This window comes from Granulicella sp. S190 (assembly GCF_009766095.1).
Taxonomy (GTDB): Bacteria; Acidobacteriota; Terriglobia; order Terriglobales; family Acidobacteriaceae; genus Edaphobacter.
Window position 1 is genome coordinate 129,178 of the sequence record NZ_LMUD01000031.1, and the last position, 18,383, is coordinate 147,560.

The window sequence follows — 18,383 nt, forward strand, 5'->3', positions numbered from 1 at the left end:
AAAGCGCGTCTTATAAAAGCGATCTCACCAGAAGTGTGAGGAACCAACAATTGGACGAAGGTATTGCTTGATACCTTCGTATTTATCGGTACGTTGTCATGGGTGGCTGAAGATACAGAGATCAGCGCAACGTACTGAAAGAGGTACGCATCTCTTCCGAAAAGTATGGCGGCTGCTCCCAAACGGCAAAGTGGCCGGCTTTAGGCCTAAGGCCTTCGGACTGGTTGATTACAGAATCAGGAAGTTGTCAGATCACGCCTGCGTCAACTCCGGATTCATAAACCCTCACCAACGTTCTCTTGGTTGACGACTTCGCATATGGGAGCGACATTTGAACGTGATGAGCTGAGGGCGTGCTCTGAACAAAGCTTCATGGCCATTCTGACTAAGTCTGCGAAAGATTCAGCCTTCATTTTTTGCATGACATGACCCCGATGCGCCTTAACCGTTATCTCGCTAATACCGAGTTCCGCACCTACTTGCTTGTTCAATAAGCCAGAGACCACTAAAGCCATGACTTGCCGCTCGCGATGGCTGAGTCGCGCATAGGTTTTACGGAGTGCGCGCATCTCTGCATCGCGGCTCACAGCAGCTCGGCTCCGTTTGAGACACTCCCGAATCGCACCCAAAAGGATGTCATCGTCGTATGGCTTGATAAGGAATTCGGCGGCTCCGGCCTTCATAGCCTGGACGGACGTGTATACATCGGACTGGTCCGTGATAAATATGATCGGCGTATTAGGACGTTCGACGGCAACACGTTTTTGCAGCTCTAAACCATTGAAGTCCAGAAGAGAATTGTTGAGCACCAAGCAGCTTGGAACAGCAGGCTTCGGGCGAGCGAGAAACTCATGAGCGGAGGCGAATGTTTCAGACTGCCAGCCACCGCAGCTGATTAGCGATTCGACCGATTCGCGGACAGAGACATCGTCGTCGACTACGAACACGATCGGCTCTATGTTCGATAGATGAAAGAGCCTAGATTCACGGCCTATCACGCGTACTGTGCTCATAACGATATGCTCCTGTGGCTGGCACTGACGTCTATGTGAAACTTATGCATTCACCTTTAGAACTCAGTAGTCAGGTGGATTCCATACTGCTGTCATGCCATCAGTGCTAAGCGAACGGTTTGGAGTAATTGTTCGTCGCTAAAAGGCTTATCTAGAAATGCAACAGCGCCGGCCCGCATCGCTCGTCCACGAGAGTCTTTATCCTCATAAGCGGTGACAAAAATAATGGGAATGGCGTAACCTGCGGCAGCTAGCTCGCTCTGGAGTTCTAATCCATTCATGTCCGGCATTCGTACATCCAGGATGAGACAGGAAGTATCACGCAGTTGGTCAGACATCAGAAAACTCTTGGCAGATGCGAAGGCTACCGCTCGAAAGCCGAAGGATTCGATGAGTAGTGTGGTCGTCCGGCGTACGGACTCATCGTCGTCAATCACAGATACCAGATTCTTTATGGCCTCGAATTCTCCTCGCAACGCTACACGGACGGCTTGGAGCAGCTCGTCATCGTTAAAGGGCTTGCCTAAAAATGCGGCTGCACCGGCTTGCATCGCCTGCTGACGGGTATCTCTGTTGTCGTATGCGGTGATGAAAATAATGGGAATGCCGTAGCCTGCCGCAGCCAACTCGCGTTGGAGTTGTAGACCATTCATGCCCGACATCTGGACGTCAACAAGAAGACATGAAGTATCGTGCAACTGGACGGACTGCAAAAAACTTTGGGCAGAGTCAAAGGCAGCCGCTCGAAAACCGAAGGATTCGATCAAAAATGTTGTGGTTCTACGGACGGACTCATCGTCGTCAACTACCGAGATTAGGTTCTTTATCACCTTATAGCTCCGTCCTGAGAACAAGTTATCCCCAGACGGACAAAGAATCTATTGGATGTTGGGATATCCAGCGACTCAAAAGGGCTATGAGAATAAGCCTTTCGCTTATCGGAGTCTCCCCGAGGGCCCGTTCAATTTTTCGATCATTCTTACCATGTCGACAAGAGATTCCGCGTGCATCTTTTCCAATGCCCGGCTACGCTGAACTTTCACGGTACTCTCCGCAGTTCCAAGCTGGTCCGCGATCTGCTTATTGAGCATGCCCGAAACAACAAGGGAAATCACCTCCCGCTCGCGCGAAGTCAATGAATCGAAGCGCTGCTGGAGGATCAGCACTTCTTTTTCATGCTCACGCCGGGTGCGATCCCGCTCCAGTGCGATACGAACCGCATCCAGCAGATCCTGATCTCGAAATGGCTTAGTCAAGAACTCGACGGCCCCAGCCTTCATGGCGCGGACACTCATCGGAATGTCGCCATGGCCAGTAAGAAAGACTATGGGAATATTAATTTTTCTCGCTCCCAGCTCGCGTTGAAAATCGAGTCCACTCAATCCCGGAAGCCTGACGTCCAGCACAAGGCAGCTAGGAGAATCTGGCAGATTTTTACGTAGAAACGCATCCGCAGAGTCAAAACTTTCAACGTGCAAACCCACAGTGCTTAGGAGGAACTTCAGTGAAGACCGCACTGACTGATCGTCGTCGACAACGAAGACAACTGGAGCATTCGTCATGAAGCAGTCCCTTCGATTGCCGGCAGCGTGAACGAAAATACCGCGCCGTGAGGAGAATTTGGCGTGGCCCAGAGTTGGCCGCCATGACTTTCAACAAGTGAGCGACTGATCGACAAACCCATTCCCATCCCTTTCGCTTTCGTTGTAAAAAAGGGGTTGAAGACGCGATCTATCTCTAGATCAAAGCCAGTGCCAGAGTCGCTTACCTCAACAAGTACGTCCCGAGACTCGTTTATCCGGGATTGAACTAACAGTAACCGAGGTCGATTTATCACGGAGGCTAAGGCTTCGATGGCGTTCATGATCAAATTGAGCAGGACCTGCTGCAACTGAACGCGATCAGCCAAGACAAACGGGAGATCTGTTGTCAATTGTTGATCCACCACGACTTGACTTTCATAAAGCTCATGGCCAGCCAGAACCAGCATCTCCTGAATCACTTCATTTATGTCCAATGGGTTCTTATCGGCTGGCTCTTTCTTTATAAAGGCACGGATCCGAGCTAAAACAGCGCTCGCGCGAGTACCATCGGCAACAATTCCTTCGAGAGCGCGACGCAGAACCTCAGGTTCTAAATTACGGTTGGCGAGCAATCTCAGACAGGCACTTCCGTTATTGATTACCGCGGTCAAGGGTTGATTGACCTCATGCGCTATCGACGCCGTCAGTTCGCCCATGGCTGTGAGCCGGGAAACCCGCGCGAGCTCCGCTTGGGTCATCTGCAGGTTACGCTCGCTGGCGCGAAGCTGATCCTCGGCCCGCTTTCTTTCACTAATATCGCGGATGAAGCCTGTAAATAATTTATGCCCATCGCTCGTTAGTTCCCCAAACGAAACTTCCACCGCGAACTCCTGGCCATCCTTGCGTTGAGCTGTAAGTTCGATGCCTTGCCAATTGAGATGCCGCTTTCCGGTAGCCAAATATCGTTTGAACCCATTCTCATGAAGTTTCCGCATCATTTCCGGCATGAGCATTGTCAGAGGTTTACCGATAATCTCGATGGGGTCATACCCAAAGATGCGCCTCGTAGCGGGATTTGCAATGAGGATAGCGCCTGTTTCATCCATACTCACGACTGCGTCGTTGGCTGTTTCAACAATCACGCGGTGCTTTTCTTCGCTACTTCTCAGATCGTCCTCGGCGTGCTTGCGGTTGGCAATCTCCTTTCGCAGCTCTTCGTTGGCCACGGCAAGTTCTGTAGTTCGCTGCGCGACGCGTTGATCCAGTTCACTCGCGACCCGCTTCTGTTCGCTTCGGAGCCGTGCCTCCTGCAACCCGATGGACGCCTGATTCGCTGCTACGCTCAGAATAAGTCTCTCGGTTTGCTGCGGAAAATCCGATCGTCCTGATCCTGCTACGATTACGCCAATTTCACCCTGCAGCCCTAGTCCTAAGGGCACAATCGAAATGTCCCTGTCTCCCAAAGTGTTCCGCATCAGCAGGGGCCATTCCTGCGGGTTGGCCCCTAACCAGCCTTCGAGTATCTCGCCGATCTCATGTGGCTGGGCTATATCTTGTTGCGATTGAGCGAATCGAACGATTTCAATTGGCGTCTGACCACCGGTTTCCTTCAACCGCACATAGACGAGATCCAGCTGGAGCATTCGCAGCAGGGCGTCGAGCAAAGTTTGAACAATCCGGGATGGCTCACCGCCGCTCCACATAGCCGGAAGAGCGAGGACGCTAATCAGATCATTAATGCAGTGCTGAAGCTGCTTGATTCTATCCGCAGGGTCTCTGGCGTGCACGTCCATATCTTAGGCCGTTGCAGGCGAACTGCTCCTACCAGCTCGCCTTTGACGAAATTCTTCCAGGAACTCATCCGGCGGCACAAAGAAGGGATTTTGCTGAAGGATGCCACCGACGATAACCATGGGATGAGTTCGCATGATGTCAATCACCGCGTCACCGCTAAATTGACCGAGATGGTAGGTACAGATAACCGCATCGTCGTGCCGAAGCCACACGTCGTTTACACGCGACTCGAACTCAATCACGTCATCAACATGAGATCGATCTTTAACTGCCCAGTCCATGCGACAACAGATACGGCTGAGAGGAAATCCTCCGTTAGCGTTTCCACTAGCCAGTTGTTCAAATACCCCAAGCATCCGATCCTGATCGAAGCGGCCATCAGGAAGGTAGACCTCTGTATTGGTCCGAAGCTCGAGCTGCCCGCTCTGCTGCGCGCCCGCCGGATCGATGCCTGCGGCAGCCAGGCGTTGCAGATGGTCCTGACGTTGCTTCGGGTTTAGTACGTGAACGGCTTTGTCGCCAGACTTCATCCCGTCCTTTATGAAAGGTAGCAGGATGCGATATTCCTCCTCATCATTGTTAAAAAACGCGCAGACGTGGCGCGTCTCGCGAAGTTGGGAGCCGGCAAGTGAAATGGGTGCTGAGACGCTCTTCATGGCTTTCTCCTCCTATAGCCGGCTCATCCGGAACACAAAGCAACTGTCGAACACCCGATGGAATTGTGGGAACCAGTGATTATGTACTACGCAAAGGAGTTGAGACGAGAGAGGGCTGCGCGACATAATTATACCCTCGTTTAATCCAACCTGTAATTGCCCTGACCTGTCACCAAAGAAAATTCGGGATTCCACCGCGTTCAACAGGAGTACCGTTCGGCCGACTGACGCTGCACCAAAAAAGTCCACTGGCTCCTCGAAAGACGACCCGACAAACGCCAAGAATAGATGCTCGACTCGATTGACGGAGATTGAATTGGACCGCTGACGCCTGTCAATTCGATCATCTAGTCAGGCTCAATTTAGAGGCATGTGGTTGGACTGAAGGGCTACGTTCCCTTCGGCCAGCGAGTCGAGTGGCACGGATTGACCTTCTGTTGATCGATCCGTGCCACTATCGGTCGTTTCGTCATTTCACAATCTTCGAGAAATTTTAGTCTCCGAACGGTTGACACGTTCGATGCCTCCGAGCGGGACTGCAGTGTGACCATTGAGCCAGCTTGCCTGCATTCACGTCATGACGCGACCAAGCCGGTGCCTACCGATAAGCCAAAGTAAGGTTACCCGTCTGCGAGAGCTCCATCAGACGAAGGTATCAATCGATACCTTCGTCTGATAGCTGCAATTCTCTTCCTCTGGCCTAATCAGCACATCAGCCTTGCGACCATGGGCGCGCGAGACTGGGTCAAGGCCACACCCGAGACAAGATTAGCGATCTTGAGACTTCATCCTCTCTGGATCTTTGAAACAGACTGCAGGTCCGAACGAGAAGGTTCAATCCGCATAAACAACATCAGACTATGCGTTGTTGCAACCGAATCCCGGACTTGAAACACGACTGGGGAGAATTCAAATGAGCTTGATCGAACGCGCAATTGAGGTAAATCGCAAGAATGCAAAACATCATGATCCTACGCTGGCAAACAAGCCAGCTCCGAAGATCGCAATCCTTACGTGTATGGACCCCCGCGTGAATCAACTGCTCGAATGGTTAGACATCAAACCCGCCGATGCGGATGTAATTCGGAACGTCGGAACAGCAGCAACGGAAGACGTTGTGCGGTCTCTCATGTTCTCAATTCACGTTCTGGGCGTGCGAGAAGTCATGATCGTGGGGCACACTGGCTGCGGAATGGAGATGTTTACTGAAGAGACGTTCGAGAACCACCTTCACAAACAATGCGGCGTGTGGTCAGTAGCTCCCGATAGATTCCATTTCTATACCGACGTAAATTTGGCAACGCAAAAGCAGGTGCTGAAGCTTAGGTCACACCCATGGATTCCTGCAGACGTCGTGATTCGTGGATTTGTTTTTGATTTGTCAACGGGCGAACTAAGAGAAGTACCGGCGAAGGACGACAAATAGTCGACTAGCTGGATTGAAATTCGTCCATACGCGATGCGAGCTGGCGCGATGAGAAGGTCGTCGTGGATATACGCGCACTAGCGCTCACGAATTTTAACCAACCGTCTACCTCAAGTAGGAGAGTGCCGTGAGCAACCTGGGCATCACAGCCGCTAGTCCAGATACGAGCGCGGTAGCCTCCCGCGGAAAGATTATCGTGATGGCGATCATTGCCGGCGCGGTGATCACCAATATCTATTGCACCCAGCCGATTCTACCGTTGATAGCGTCGGAGCTGCGAGTCAACGTAGCGACGGTCGATCTCGTCGCCGGCGCTGCGTTGCTCGGCTTCGCTAGTGGACTTGCCCTTCTATTGCCGCTGGGTGACCGTTTCGACCGGCGCAAGCTCGTACTTGGTCAGATCACGCTCGCCTTTGGTTTCGCTTTAGCGGCGGCGTTCGCGCCCGGTATCTGGTCACTGATTGCGGCCTCCTATGGTCTCGGTGTCGTCAGTTGCGTGCCGCAGCAACTCGTACCATTCGCGGCCGTAATGTCGCTGCCCAGCGAGCGGGGGCGTAATGTCGGAACTGTCGTCAGCGGCATTATGGTTGGTATTTTGGTTGGCCGCACGATCAGCGGCGTGGTTGGAGCGGCCTACGGTTGGCGCGCGGTCTACGGCCTGGCAGCGACGTTTATGATCCCGGTCTGGATCGCCGCTGCTTCTTTCCTCCCGCGGGGTTTGCCAACGACGGATCTATCCTACGGTCGCCTGCTCGCCTCGCTGTGGCCGCTAGCGCGGGACAATCGTCCGATTCGTGAATCGATGATCGTCCAGGCGCTGTTGTGGGCTTGCTTCAACGCTTTTTGGGTCAATTTGGCGGCGCTTCTGGCGAACGGGCCGCGGCACCTTAGCAGTGCCTGGGCGGGCGGCTTCGGCCTTATCGGCGCGGCCGGTGCGCTTGCCGCTTCACTCAGTGGCCGCGCCTCCGACCGGCTCGGGGCCCGGACCGTCATTGCGGCCAGTATCGGCTTCGTCACGCTTTCCTATGTGCTTCTCTTCGGCGCGGAGTCATCGCTTACTTTGCTCGTGATTGGTGTCGTCGTGCTTGATATTGGGGTGCAGGCGGGTTTGGTGTCGAATCAGACTCGCGCCTTCGCAGTCGATCCGAAGGCACAGGGCCGCATCAACAGCCTCTATATGACCGCCACCTTCTCCGGGGGCGCCATCGGCGTGGCTATCAGCGGCTGGCTGATGACCCGGTTCGGCTGGACTGGCATTGTTGTCTTTGGTTTATCACTCGGCTTGGCAGCTTGCGCAATCCACTGGGTCGGCGCTCCCCGTGGGACGGGGGCTAGGTCGAGTTCGGACTTCGAGGCACCGATCGAAGAAAGTCGGATCTCATCGAAGCAATGATTGAGGTAAACCGCGGGGAGCTTTGTACTCATCTTGGAGAAAGATTCGAGGTATTGCAATGTGGATCGTCAAAGTTGCTCTAAGCCGTCCCTATACCTTTATTGTGCTGGCGTTGCTCATTCTGATTTTGAGCCCAGTAGTGATCTTAAGGACGCCTACCGATATTTTTCCAAACATCAACATTCCAGTGGTTGCTGTCGCCTGGACCTTCACGGGCTTGAGCCCGGAAGAGACTGAAGGCCGTATCACCACGGTCTACGAGCGCGTGCTCACGACGACGGTAGACAACATCGAGCATATTGAGTCCACAACGGTCAACGGAACTGCAATCGTCAAACTCTATCTGCAGCCAACCGCCAGCGTCGATCGAGCGAATGCTCAGGTGACCGCCATCTCCCAGTACATCCTGCGTCAATTGCCACCGAGCGCTCTTCCTCCGCTCGTTCTCAACTACAGCGCCTCCACGGTCCCCATTCTTCAACTTGGTGTCTCCGGAAAGAACCTCACGGAATCGCAACTCAACGATATTGCGCTGAACTTCCTGCGCACCCAGTTGGTCACGGTGCCGGGCGCAGCTGTTCCGTTTCCTTTCGGCGGAAGGACGCGGCAGGTCATGGTCAATCTCAATCAAGGTTTGCTGCAGTCCAAGGGACTTTCGCCGAATGATGTGTTAACCGCGCTCGGCAACGAAAACCTCATCAGGCCTGGCGGCACGGCCAAAATGGGGAATTTTGAATACGACATTGATATGAATGTCGATACGAAGACCGTCCAGGAACTGAACGATCTTCCGATCAAGACTACTGGTAGTTCCACCATCTATATGCGGGATGTTGCGACGGTCAGCGATGGCTTTGCGCCGCAAACTAACATCGTTCGTCAGGACGGCAGTCGTGGGGTGCTCGTAACGGTTCTGAAGGCCGGGGATGCCTCAACGATCGATGTAGTCAAGGGCATCCGCAAACTTCTGCCGCGCGTTGCACAGACTCTTCCGCCTGCGCTCAAAATTCAACCACTCGCGGACCAATCCATCTTTGTTCAGAGCTCCATCAATGGCGTTGTGAGAGAAGCAGTCATCGCAGCGACACTAACAGGACTGATGATTCTTCTCTTTCTTGGGAGTTGGCGCAGCACGCTTATCATCGCCATTTCGATTCCGCTCTCCATCCTGACTTCAGTGATGGTTCTGAGCTTCCTGCATCAGACGATCAACATCATGACGCTGGGCGGCCTGGCGCTCGCTGTCGGTATTCTCGTCGATGACGCCACCGTCACCATCGAAAATATCGAACGTCATCTTGAAGAGGGCGGTCCGCTTCAAGATGGCATCCTCGAAGGAGCTGCGCAGATTGCGGTTCCCGCAATGGTCTCGACCTTGTGCATTTGTATCGTCTTCCTGCCGATGTTCTTCCTGAGTGGAGTTGCAAAGTTCCTCTTTGTACCTCTCGCTGAGGCGGTCATCTTCGCTATGATTGCGTCGTACACGCTGTCTCGCACCTTGGTGCCGACGCTGGCGATGTACCTGTTGAAGGCCAAAGTTCAGGGCGCTCAAGAGTCGCGTAATCCGCTCGCGCGATTTCAGCGAGCATTCGAACGATTCTTCGAAAAGGTGCGCGTTGGCTATTCTTCTTTGCTGGCGCGGCTTGTTTCTGCCAGAAAGCTCTTTATCCCAGGCTTCCTGGTGACTTGCATTTGCGCATTCGCGCTTATTCCATTTCTTGGCCAAGACTTCTTTCCAGCTACGGACAGTGGGCAGTTCATCTTGCATGTACGTGCAAAGACTGGAACTCGAATCGAGGAGACGGCACGCTTGGCGGATCAGGTGGAGAATGGCATTCGTCAGACCATCCCGTCGAGTGAGGTTAACAATATCCTCGACAACATTGGCCTGCCGTTCAGCAATATCAACTACATCTACAACAACTCAGGTCTGACCGGCGCTGCTGATGCAGATGTGCTGGTCTCTCTGAACGAAAAGCACCACCCGACCGCCGATTACGTGCGCACGCTGCGCGAGAAGTTGCCCCGCGAATTTGCTGGCGTGACGTTCTATTTTCTGCCAGCCGACATTATGACCCAGACGCTGAACTTCGGTTTACCTGCGCCGATCGATATTAAAATCGATGGCCCGGACATCGACAGCAACAGTCGCATCGCCGACAAGATGATGGCCGAGCTAAGTCATGTTCGCGGCATCACGGACCTGCGTATTCAGCAGCAGGGCGACTACCCCAAATTCCACATCGCGGTTGATCGTACCAGGGCCGCCCAGGGAGGCTTCACCGAACGCGACATAGCGGATAGCATGTTGATCTCTACCAGCGGCAGCTTCCAGGTCACGCCAATGTTTTATCTCAATCCCAAAAACGGCGTTTCGTACAGCCTAGTCACGCAGACTCCTCAATACGATCTTCAATCGGCTGATGATCTCCGCAATATACCCATCAGTGGGCCAAACCAGAAGAAACCAGCCATTCTCGCGGATGTGGCAACGATTCAGCGCACCAATGAGCTTGCCTCGATCAACCACTACAACATCCGCCGCGTCGTCGACATTTATGCATCCGTTCAGGGACGAGATCTCGGTGCGGTGGGTCGAGAGGCCACTCGCATCGTCGACGAAAATCGAAGGTTTCTTCCACGCGGGAGTTTCGTAACCCTTCGCGGCCAGTACGGCACGATGCATACGTCCTATATCGGGCTGATCGGTGGACTAGGCTTTGCCATCGTCCTCGTGTACATGCTTATTGTGGTGAACTTCCAGTCGTGGCTTGATCCTTTCATCATCATCACTGCACTCCCGGCAGCGCTGGCTGGGATCGTTCTATTTCTCTTCATTACGCACACGACGCTTAGCGTTCCAGCTCTTATGGGAGCCATCATGTGTATGGGTGTCGCGACCGCTAACAGCATTCTTGTCGTGGCCTTCGCCAAAGAGAGGCTGCTCCATCACGGAGACCCGATTGCTGCTGCTATTGAGTCGGGAGCAACTCGCTTTCGTCCCGTCATCATGACTGCTCTGGCCATGATCATCGGCATGATTCCAATGGCACTCGGCGTTGGCGATGGCGGCGAACAAAATGCCCCTTTGGGCCGGGCGGTCATTGGCGGCCTGCTCTGCGCTACAGTGGCGACTCTGATCTTTGTCCCGTCTGTGTTTGCGCTCCTGCACAGCGGGAACAAACCCGCAGATGGACAGCCCATCACGAATCCGGACAACGAACTTTCGCGTGCGTAGTCGTGCCTCGAGAAATGGAGATATACCATGAGCAACAGTGCCAACAAGCCCTCTGAAGTTCCCTCAGGTGTTTCGGAACAACCTTCACCTACGTCGCCAAAATCATCCTCGCGCTGGCTGTTGTCCAGCCTGACAGCTGCGGTCATAATCCTCGCGATTCTCATCTACACGGGTATTCGCGAACGCGCCCATGCAGAGACGACTCTGGGCACAAGTACAGAGCGAGCAGCAGTCCCAACAGTAAATGTTGTTGTGCCGACTGCGGGCGCAGTATCCCAGGAAATCGTGCTGCCGGGCAATACGCAGGCGCTCAACGATACGCCCATTTACGCTCGAACCAACGGCTATCTCAAGCGCTGGTATACAGATATCGGCGCACGTGTGAGCCGCGGGCAGTTGCTCGCGGAGATCGATACTCCCGAGATCGATCGGCAGTTGGAACAAGCTCGTGCGGACCTCAAGAATGCCCAGGCGAATGAACAGCTAGCTGAGATTACCTCGACACGCTGGCAAAACCTTCTCAAAACAAACTCTGTCTCCAAGCAGGAGACAGATCAAGCGATTCAGGATCTCAGTGCGCGGCAGGCATCTGTGGATTCCATGACTGCGAACGTCCACCGGTTGGAGCAGCTGCAATCCTTCGAAAAGGTCTATGCACCCTTTTCGGGTGTGATTACTGCACGAAATACAGATATCGGCGCTCTGATCAATGCCGGAGCTGGCGGCGTACCGCAGGAACTGTTCCATATGGCATCGGTGAATAAGCTGCGTGTTTACGTCGCTGTGCCTGAGATAGATTCACAGGCTGCACAGACAGGATCCAAGGCAACGCTAACTCTTGACGAGTTTCCTGGCGAGACCTTTGAAGGAACAATCGTTCGCAACTCCGATTCGATTGATTCTGCCTCCCGCACGCTGAATGTCGAGGTGGATGTGAACAATCCGCAAGATCGCATCAAGACCGGGGCTTATGTCTTTGTGCATCTCACGCGTCCCCACTCTATAAATAATTCTTTCCAATCATTTACGATCCCAGCCAACACACTACTCTTCCGTTCAGAGGGTCTACGGGTCGGTATCGTTCGCGATGACCGAGCGGAGCTGGTGCCCATCAAGATCGGACGCGACTTCGGATCGACGGTCGAAGTGGTCGCCGGCCTTAAGTCCACCGATCACGTCATTGTGAACCCATCGGACTCACTCACCAGCGGCACGCAGGTTCAGGTCAGTGCACCGCAGGCAGGAGGCTTGAAATGAAACGCCAAGTCGTTTTTGTTTTTGTATGCTGGTTCAATCTGCTTTTCAGCGGATGTATGGTCGGTCCGAAATATGTGAAGCCAACGATTGCCACTGCTCCAGCATTCAAGGAGCAACCACCTGAATCCTTCAAGGAAGTTGACGGTTGGAAGCCAGCGCAGCCAGGCGATCAGACGCTTCGTGGCAAGTGGTGGGAGATCTTCAACGACCAGCAGCTCAATTCGCTGGAAGAGGAACTGACCGTCGATAATCAGGACCTTAAGGTGTCTGAGGCTCGGTTCCGGCAGGCTCGTTCGATGATCCGCTTCAACCGATCCGCAGAGTTTCCGACCATCTCCACTTCGCCAAGCGTCGTCAACGAACGAACCTCTGCTAATGCTCCCTACTTTCCGCAACAGTTCGCGAACAACGGCACCGGGAACTACACGTTGCCATTCGACCTCTCGTACGAAGTAGACCTATGGGGCAAGATTCGCCACGCGGTTAACGCATCGCGCGAAGAGGCGCAGGCCAGTGCCGCCGACCTTCAGACCGCTAACCTGAGCCTGCACGCTGAACTTGCCATAGATTACTTCGAGTTGCGCAGCGCTGACGCGCAGAAACAACTTCTGGACGATACGGTGAAGGCGTATACAGATGCTCTGAAACTTACGCAAGATCGCTTCAGCAACGGTGCAGCTCCCAAAGCGGATGTGGCTCAGGCACAAACTCAGCTGGATGGAGCGCGGGTTGCAGATACCGACGTTACGGTTGCCCGCGCACAGTATGAGCACGCCATCGCTACACTAATCGGAAAACCTCCAGCCACCTTCAACATTTCCTTCGCGCCGCAGACTCCGCTCAAGCTCGCCGTAATTCCGGTCGGGCTGCCTACGAGTCTCCTTGAGCGCAGGCCCGACATTGCCGCCACGGAACGTCGCGTAGCAGAAGCGAATGAACAGATCGGCATCGCTCGCGCTGCTTATTTTCCGTCTTTGACCCTGGATGCAGCGGCTGGGTTTGAAGGAAATACGATCGCCAATCTGTTCAACTGGTCGAGTCGCCTCTGGGCGGTTGGGCCACAGATGTCACAGACAATCTTCGATGGCGGGCGCCGACGCGCTGTCTCTGAATCGGCAACGGCAAACTACGACGGCACGGTGGCCGCGTATCGGCAAGCAACACTCACCGCTTTTCAGGAAGTGGAAGACAATCTTGCCGCGTTGCGCATCCTGGAGCGTGAGGCGCAGCAGCAGGAAGAGGGCACGGCCTCTGCTTCGGAATCACTGCAGCTCTTTACGAACCGGTATCAAGGCGGCGTTGACAACTACCTCCAGGTCATCACTGCGCAGACCGTACTTCTTTCGAATCAGCGTAATGATATCGATCTCCAGCGCCGGCGCATGGATGCGACCGTCCTTCTCGTCAAAGCCATTGGCGGCGGATGGGATACGACGCAACTGCCCAAGCTCTGAGACTCGACTCATAGGTCGCTTCGGCGATGCGTTGGCGACTGATTTTTTTCTGACGTGGTGGTGGCGGGACTTTCTGCGTTTTTGCAGGGGGTTTTGCGGATTTGTGTGTTTTTTTGCGTGGTGTTTCGGTGGTGAAGTTGTGGTGATTTGCGTGGTAAACGTGGTGAGTTAGCAGCGTGTTTTCTGGTGGCTAAAAATACGCCAAAGATTAGAACTTTATTTTTCGACAGGCTCTCACGAGAACCATTCCTTTCTGAAAACCAATACCAAAGCACAATGGCCGCAGCATTCCAGCCTGGTCTATCTTTAGACACGCCAATCATGACGGAGCAAAAGCGTAGGTAGTCGAGTGATTGAAGAATTGGCCAGAAAGCCGGGGGGGCGAGCGAGCCGTTCGGCGACGACTGTTTCTGGGGTCCCTTGCAAAGTCGAGAAATGGGGGCTACTGCGAGGGGAGGAAAAGTGGTTTTGCGAAGGCTTGCAGTCGGTGTTCGGAAGAAGAGTTCAAGGATCCTACGTCCACTGTTGTTGTTTGCGGTTTTTCTTCTTTCTTCTGCGGGTTGGATGGCTGCGCTCGATCCGTCTCACCGAATCTCGCAGTATGGGCACAGTGCGTGGAGAATCCAGGACGGATATTTCTCCGGCCAGCCCTGGTCTATTACACAGACGACAGATGGGTATCTCTGGGTAGGAACCGCAGCAGGACTCCTTCGATTCGATGGCGTTCAGTTCGTTCCGTGGAGTTCGCTGGCTGGAGAGCCGTTGCCGTCCGACGATGTCCGTGTTGTGTTTGGCGCCAGGGACGGAAGCCTCTGGATTGGAACGGCGTCTGGGTTGGTCCATTGGGTGAACCAGCGCTCGATCAGGTACCTGAATGAAGAGCTCATAAACGCCGTCTTACAAGACGAGAAGGGGCAAATCTGGGTCGGGAGACACATACCCGGTGGAGGCCCGCAGCACGCACTTTGCCGCATTGTCGATACCGACGTCCGTTGTTTCGGAGAGGAAGAAGGAGTGCCCTTGACGGATGCGGACACTCTCGCGGAGGATACTTCGGGCGATCTTTGGGAAGGAAGCGATACGGCACTCCTCCGATGGCGGCCGGGATCATCCAAAGTGTATCGACCTGCGGCGTTGAGATCCAATCAGGGGATTCAAGGCGTGGAGGCCCTGGCAGCCGCAGCCGACGGCTCTGTCTGGGTTGGAATAGAGGTGCCCGGGCATGAAGGAGGATTGCAGCACATGGTAGCCGGCGTTTTGAGGCCGTTTGTCATCCCAAAACTAAACGGCGAGACACTGGATGTCGATGACCTTTTGATCGATCGCCAGGGAAATCTCTGGGTCGGGACAGAGAGTCAGGGCGTCTATCGAATTCACGGTACTGACGTCGATCATTTTGGAAGTGCGGACGGCCTGTCCAGCGATCACGTAAGCCGCTTCTTTGAGGATCGAGAGGGTAACTTGTGGGTCTCTACCGCGAAGGGCATCGATATGTTCCGCGACCTCCGCGTGATCAGCGTCTCCAGGCGCGAAGGGCTTACCGAAGATGCAGTCGAGTCAGTTCTGGCTGCGCGGGACGGTACCGTCTGGATCGGATCGAACCGACTGCAGGCTCTTCGCCCGGATGGCGTGGTGACTGAGCCTGAAAAAGGCTTGCCGGGATATCAAATTACTTCCCTCCTTGAAGATCACACCGGCCGTTTGTGGGTGGGATCGGATAATTCGCTGTGGGTCTATGAGGGTGGGAAGTTCACCTCGATCAAGAGACAGGACGGCAGAGCGTTCGGGATGGTCATGGGGATGAAGGAAGACTCTGACCACAATGTCTGGGTCGAGTCTCGCGGGCCGCCCGCGACGCTGATCCGCATTCAGGATCTGAAGGTTCGTGAGGAGTTCCCGGCACCGCCGATGCCGATAGCACGCAAGGTTGCGCTCGACCCGCAGAGCGGGATCTGGCTGGGCCTGATGAGTGGTGACCTGGCGCGCTTTCGATCAGGCAAGACGGAGATATTTACCTTTGCCGACCATCCGAACACACGAGTCAAGGCGCTTTTTGCGGCGCCTGACGGATCGATACTGGGAGGGACCGAGTTCGGAGTGGTGGGATGGAAGAACGGGCGGCAACAGATTCTTACTGTCCGTAATGGCCTGCCTTGCAACGATATCAACGGACTTATTTCGGACGATCAAGATGACCTGTGGCTTTACACGGGATGCGGCCTGATCGAGATTTCAAAGGATGAAGTGAAGCGGTGGTGGGACGAGCCTGAAGGAAAGCTGAAGATGAGAGTCTTCGATGTGCTGGACGGCGTGCAGGCGGGGATAGGCCACTTCAATACGAGTGCAAAGACGCCTGACGGCCGATTGTGGTTTGCCGGCGGCAGCGTGTTACAGATGGTCGATCCGGCACATATGGCCGGGAACACTGTGCCGCCGCCGGTGCATATCGACGGCATCGTTGCGGATCGGAAGAGCTACTCGGCGCAGGACGGGCTCAGACTGCCAGCGCTAACACGTGATCTTCAGATCGACTACACAGCGCTTAGCTTTACTGCGCCGAAGAAGGTGCTGTTTCGTTACATGCTTGAGGGACACGACAAAGACTGGCAGGAACCGGGAACGCGGCGCCAGGCTTTCTATACCGATCTGCGTCCAGGGCACTATCGCTTCCGCGTGATCGCATGCAATAACGACGGAGTGTGGAATGAGACCGGAGCGTCTCTGGATTTTTCGATCGCTCCAGCGTATTACCAGACGATGTGGTTCCGGGTTTTGTGCGGGGCGGCGTTTCTTGTTTTGTTGTGGGCTTTGTACCAGCTTCGCCTGCAGCAACTGCGGCATCAATTCACCATAGGGCTGGAGGCGCGGGTGAATGAGCGAACGCGCGTCGCTCGAGAGTTGCACGACACCCTGCTTCAAAGTTTTCAGGGGGCGCTTTTCCAGATTCAGGCGGCCCGCAATATGCTGCTGCGAAGGGCGGATGATGGGATGGCTGTCCTGGATGAGGCAATCCATGCAGCGGAAGGGGGCATTAGCGAGGGGCGAGTAGCGATTCAGGATCTGCGCCCGGACCCGGTGGGACAGCGCAGCCTTCCGGAGTTGCTGGAGGCCACGGGGCATGAGCTGGCCGGAGAGCAGGAACTCGACGGGCACTTCCCGGAGTTCCGGGTAATTGTCGAAGGAAAGGAACAGAACCTGTCCCTGACGGTTCAGGAGGAGGTCTACAAGATCTCCCGCGAGGCAATTCGGAATGCGTTTCAGCACGCCGCTGCCAGCCATATCGAGGTCGAGATCCGTTACGATGAAGATCGGTTTCGACTGCGTATCCGAGATGATGGCAAGGGAATCGACTCGACGATCCTGAAGGCAGGCGGGCAAGCTGGACACTGGGGACTACAGGGCATGCGCGAGCGCGCTCAGCGGATCGGTTCACGCCTGGAGTTTTGGAGCGAGGCAGGTGCGGGCACGGAGCTGGAATTGACTGTCCCCGGGGTGGTGGCGTACGAGAATCGTCCGAACCGACGTCGATTTCGTTTATTCCATTAGAGTAGGTAACGATGAACAACGTTCCTGGCATGATTCGAATTCTCGCGGTGGACGATCACCCTCTTCTTCGCAAGGGCATTGCGGCCGTGGTGAATGCGGAGCCTGATCTGAAGTTGGTCGCGGAGGCCTCCAACGGCGAAGAGGCCATCGAGAAGTTTCGCGCTCATCGTCCAGATGTGACCCTGATGGATCTCCAGATGCCTGGCCTCAACGGAATTGAGGCGATGAACCGTATTCTGAGTGAGTTCCCTGACGCACGGATTATTGTCCTTACGACCTACAGCGGCGATGCTCAAGTGCTGCGCGCTCTGCGCGCGGGGGCCAAGGCTTACCTCTTGAAAGGGCATGATCGAGAGCTGCTCGAAACGATTCATTTGGTGATGGAAGGACGAAAGAGGATACCTCCTGAGGTCGCCGCCGAGCTAGCTGAACACGCCACGGATGACGAGTTGAGCGATCGCGAGATCGAGGTTTTGAAGCTGATTGCAGCGGGGAACTCCAACAAGCGGATCGCCGACCTACTCTCAATCGCTGAAGCGACGGTCAAGAGCCGTGTCACGAACATCCTTTCCAAGCTCTATGCCAGCGATCGAGCGCACGCTGTCACGATTGGCCTCAAGCGCGGAATTATCGACCTCTAATCACCCGAAAGTAGGAATTTCGTTCAGGCCTTCGGCCGTTCCCAGAGCATTGCAAGGAGCGGTACCCTCCCTAAGGGGATAAGGTGCAACGACTCTTCACTACTTTCGCGAACGGGTGGCCAGGTTTCGGCATCTTCCTTCAACGACTGGTCACAGGTGTCGTCCTGTTATCGCATGGAATTGCGGCGCTTAATCAACCTTCTGCGGCTGAGCTACTCGTCCCGCAAGTCGCCGGAGCTGTGTTGGGATTATTGATTGCTGTGGGTTTGTGGACACCCATGGCTGGGGCGCTGATAGTAGTCATCGAGGTGTGGATCGTCTTGGCTGGCGGCGGCAATGCCTTGTCGTTGCTATTAGCGGTCCTCGGGGGGACGTTGGCGATGATTGGGCCTGGCGCGTGGTCGATCGATGCCCGGCTATTCGGAAGAAAGCACATTGCAAC

The 18,383-nt window shown here is 54.7% G+C and carries 13 protein-coding genes; 8 read left to right on the top strand and 5 right to left on the bottom strand.

What is annotated here, in order from left to right:
- Window positions 1-275 precede the first annotated feature (275 nt).
- The 5 genes from GSQ94_RS16405 to GSQ94_RS16425 all read right to left on the bottom strand — a co-directional run bounded on the left by GSQ94_RS16405 (window position 276) and on the right by GSQ94_RS16425 (window position 4,986).
- On the bottom strand, window positions 276-1,013 hold the full coding sequence (locus tag GSQ94_RS16405) for a response regulator transcription factor (RefSeq protein ID WP_158944933.1): 738 nt from the start codon (window positions 1,011-1,013) through the stop codon (window positions 276-278).
- A 92-nt stretch (window positions 1,014-1,105) separates the two neighbouring features.
- A complete protein-coding gene (locus GSQ94_RS21500) occupies window positions 1,106-1,843 on the bottom strand; it encodes a response regulator transcription factor (RefSeq protein WP_254063928.1) in 738 nt (245 codons plus the stop codon).
- A 105-nt stretch (window positions 1,844-1,948) separates the two neighbouring features.
- Entirely contained in the window at window positions 1,949-2,575 is a 627-nt protein-coding gene (locus GSQ94_RS16415) for a response regulator transcription factor (RefSeq protein WP_158944934.1), read from the bottom strand.
- Window positions 2,572-4,329: a nitrogen regulation protein NR(II) gene (locus GSQ94_RS16420; RefSeq protein ID WP_158944935.1), complete on the bottom strand. Its 1,758-nt coding sequence runs from the start codon at window positions 4,327-4,329 to the stop codon at window positions 2,572-2,574. The genes GSQ94_RS16415 and GSQ94_RS16420 overlap by 4 nt, the downstream gene beginning before the upstream one ends.
- Window positions 4,330-4,332: 3 nt before the next feature.
- The gene (locus GSQ94_RS16425) at window positions 4,333-4,986 is read right to left on the bottom strand and encodes an MEDS domain-containing protein (protein ID WP_158944936.1); all 654 of its coding nucleotides are present in this window, start codon (window positions 4,984-4,986) and stop codon (window positions 4,333-4,335) included.
- Window positions 4,987-5,899: 913 nt separating this feature from the next.
- Between GSQ94_RS16425 and GSQ94_RS16430 the strand changes: the two genes are divergently transcribed.
- From GSQ94_RS16430 to GSQ94_RS16465, 8 genes are all read left to right on the top strand, one after another.
- A complete protein-coding gene (locus GSQ94_RS16430; protein ID WP_158944937.1) occupies window positions 5,900-6,412 on the top strand; it encodes a carbonic anhydrase in 513 nt (170 codons plus the stop codon).
- A 199-nt stretch (window positions 6,413-6,611) separates the two neighbouring features.
- Window positions 6,612-7,805 carry an MFS transporter gene (locus GSQ94_RS16435; RefSeq protein WP_174240954.1) on the top strand — a complete coding sequence of 398 codons (1,194 nt, stop codon included), beginning with the start codon at window positions 6,612-6,614 and terminating at the stop codon, window positions 7,803-7,805.
- 58 nt (window positions 7,806-7,863) lie between these two features.
- On the top strand, window positions 7,864-11,043 hold the full coding sequence (locus tag GSQ94_RS16440; protein ID WP_158944939.1) for an efflux RND transporter permease subunit: 3,180 nt from the start codon (window positions 7,864-7,866) through the stop codon (window positions 11,041-11,043).
- A gap of 27 nt (window positions 11,044-11,070) precedes the next feature.
- Complete coding sequence (locus GSQ94_RS16445; RefSeq protein ID WP_158944940.1) at window positions 11,071-12,300, top strand: efflux RND transporter periplasmic adaptor subunit; 1,230 nt, start codon at window positions 11,071-11,073, stop codon at window positions 12,298-12,300.
- Complete coding sequence (locus GSQ94_RS16450) at window positions 12,297-13,754, top strand: efflux transporter outer membrane subunit (RefSeq protein ID WP_158944941.1); 1,458 nt, start codon at window positions 12,297-12,299, stop codon at window positions 13,752-13,754. Before GSQ94_RS16445 ends, GSQ94_RS16450 begins: the two co-directional genes overlap by 4 nt.
- A 525-nt stretch (window positions 13,755-14,279) precedes the next feature.
- Window positions 14,280-17,300 carry a sensor histidine kinase gene (locus GSQ94_RS16455; RefSeq protein ID WP_216843113.1) on the top strand — a complete coding sequence of 1,007 codons (3,021 nt, stop codon included), beginning with the start codon at window positions 14,280-14,282 and terminating at the stop codon, window positions 17,298-17,300.
- Between the two features lie 11 nt (window positions 17,301-17,311).
- Window positions 17,312-17,941, top strand: coding sequence for a response regulator transcription factor (locus GSQ94_RS16460; protein WP_158944943.1), 630 nt, complete (start codon window positions 17,312-17,314; stop codon window positions 17,939-17,941).
- An 83-nt stretch (window positions 17,942-18,024) separates the two neighbouring features.
- A partial coding sequence (locus GSQ94_RS16465) for a hypothetical protein (RefSeq protein ID WP_158944944.1) occupies window positions 18,025-18,383 on the top strand: 359 nt, incomplete at its 3' end.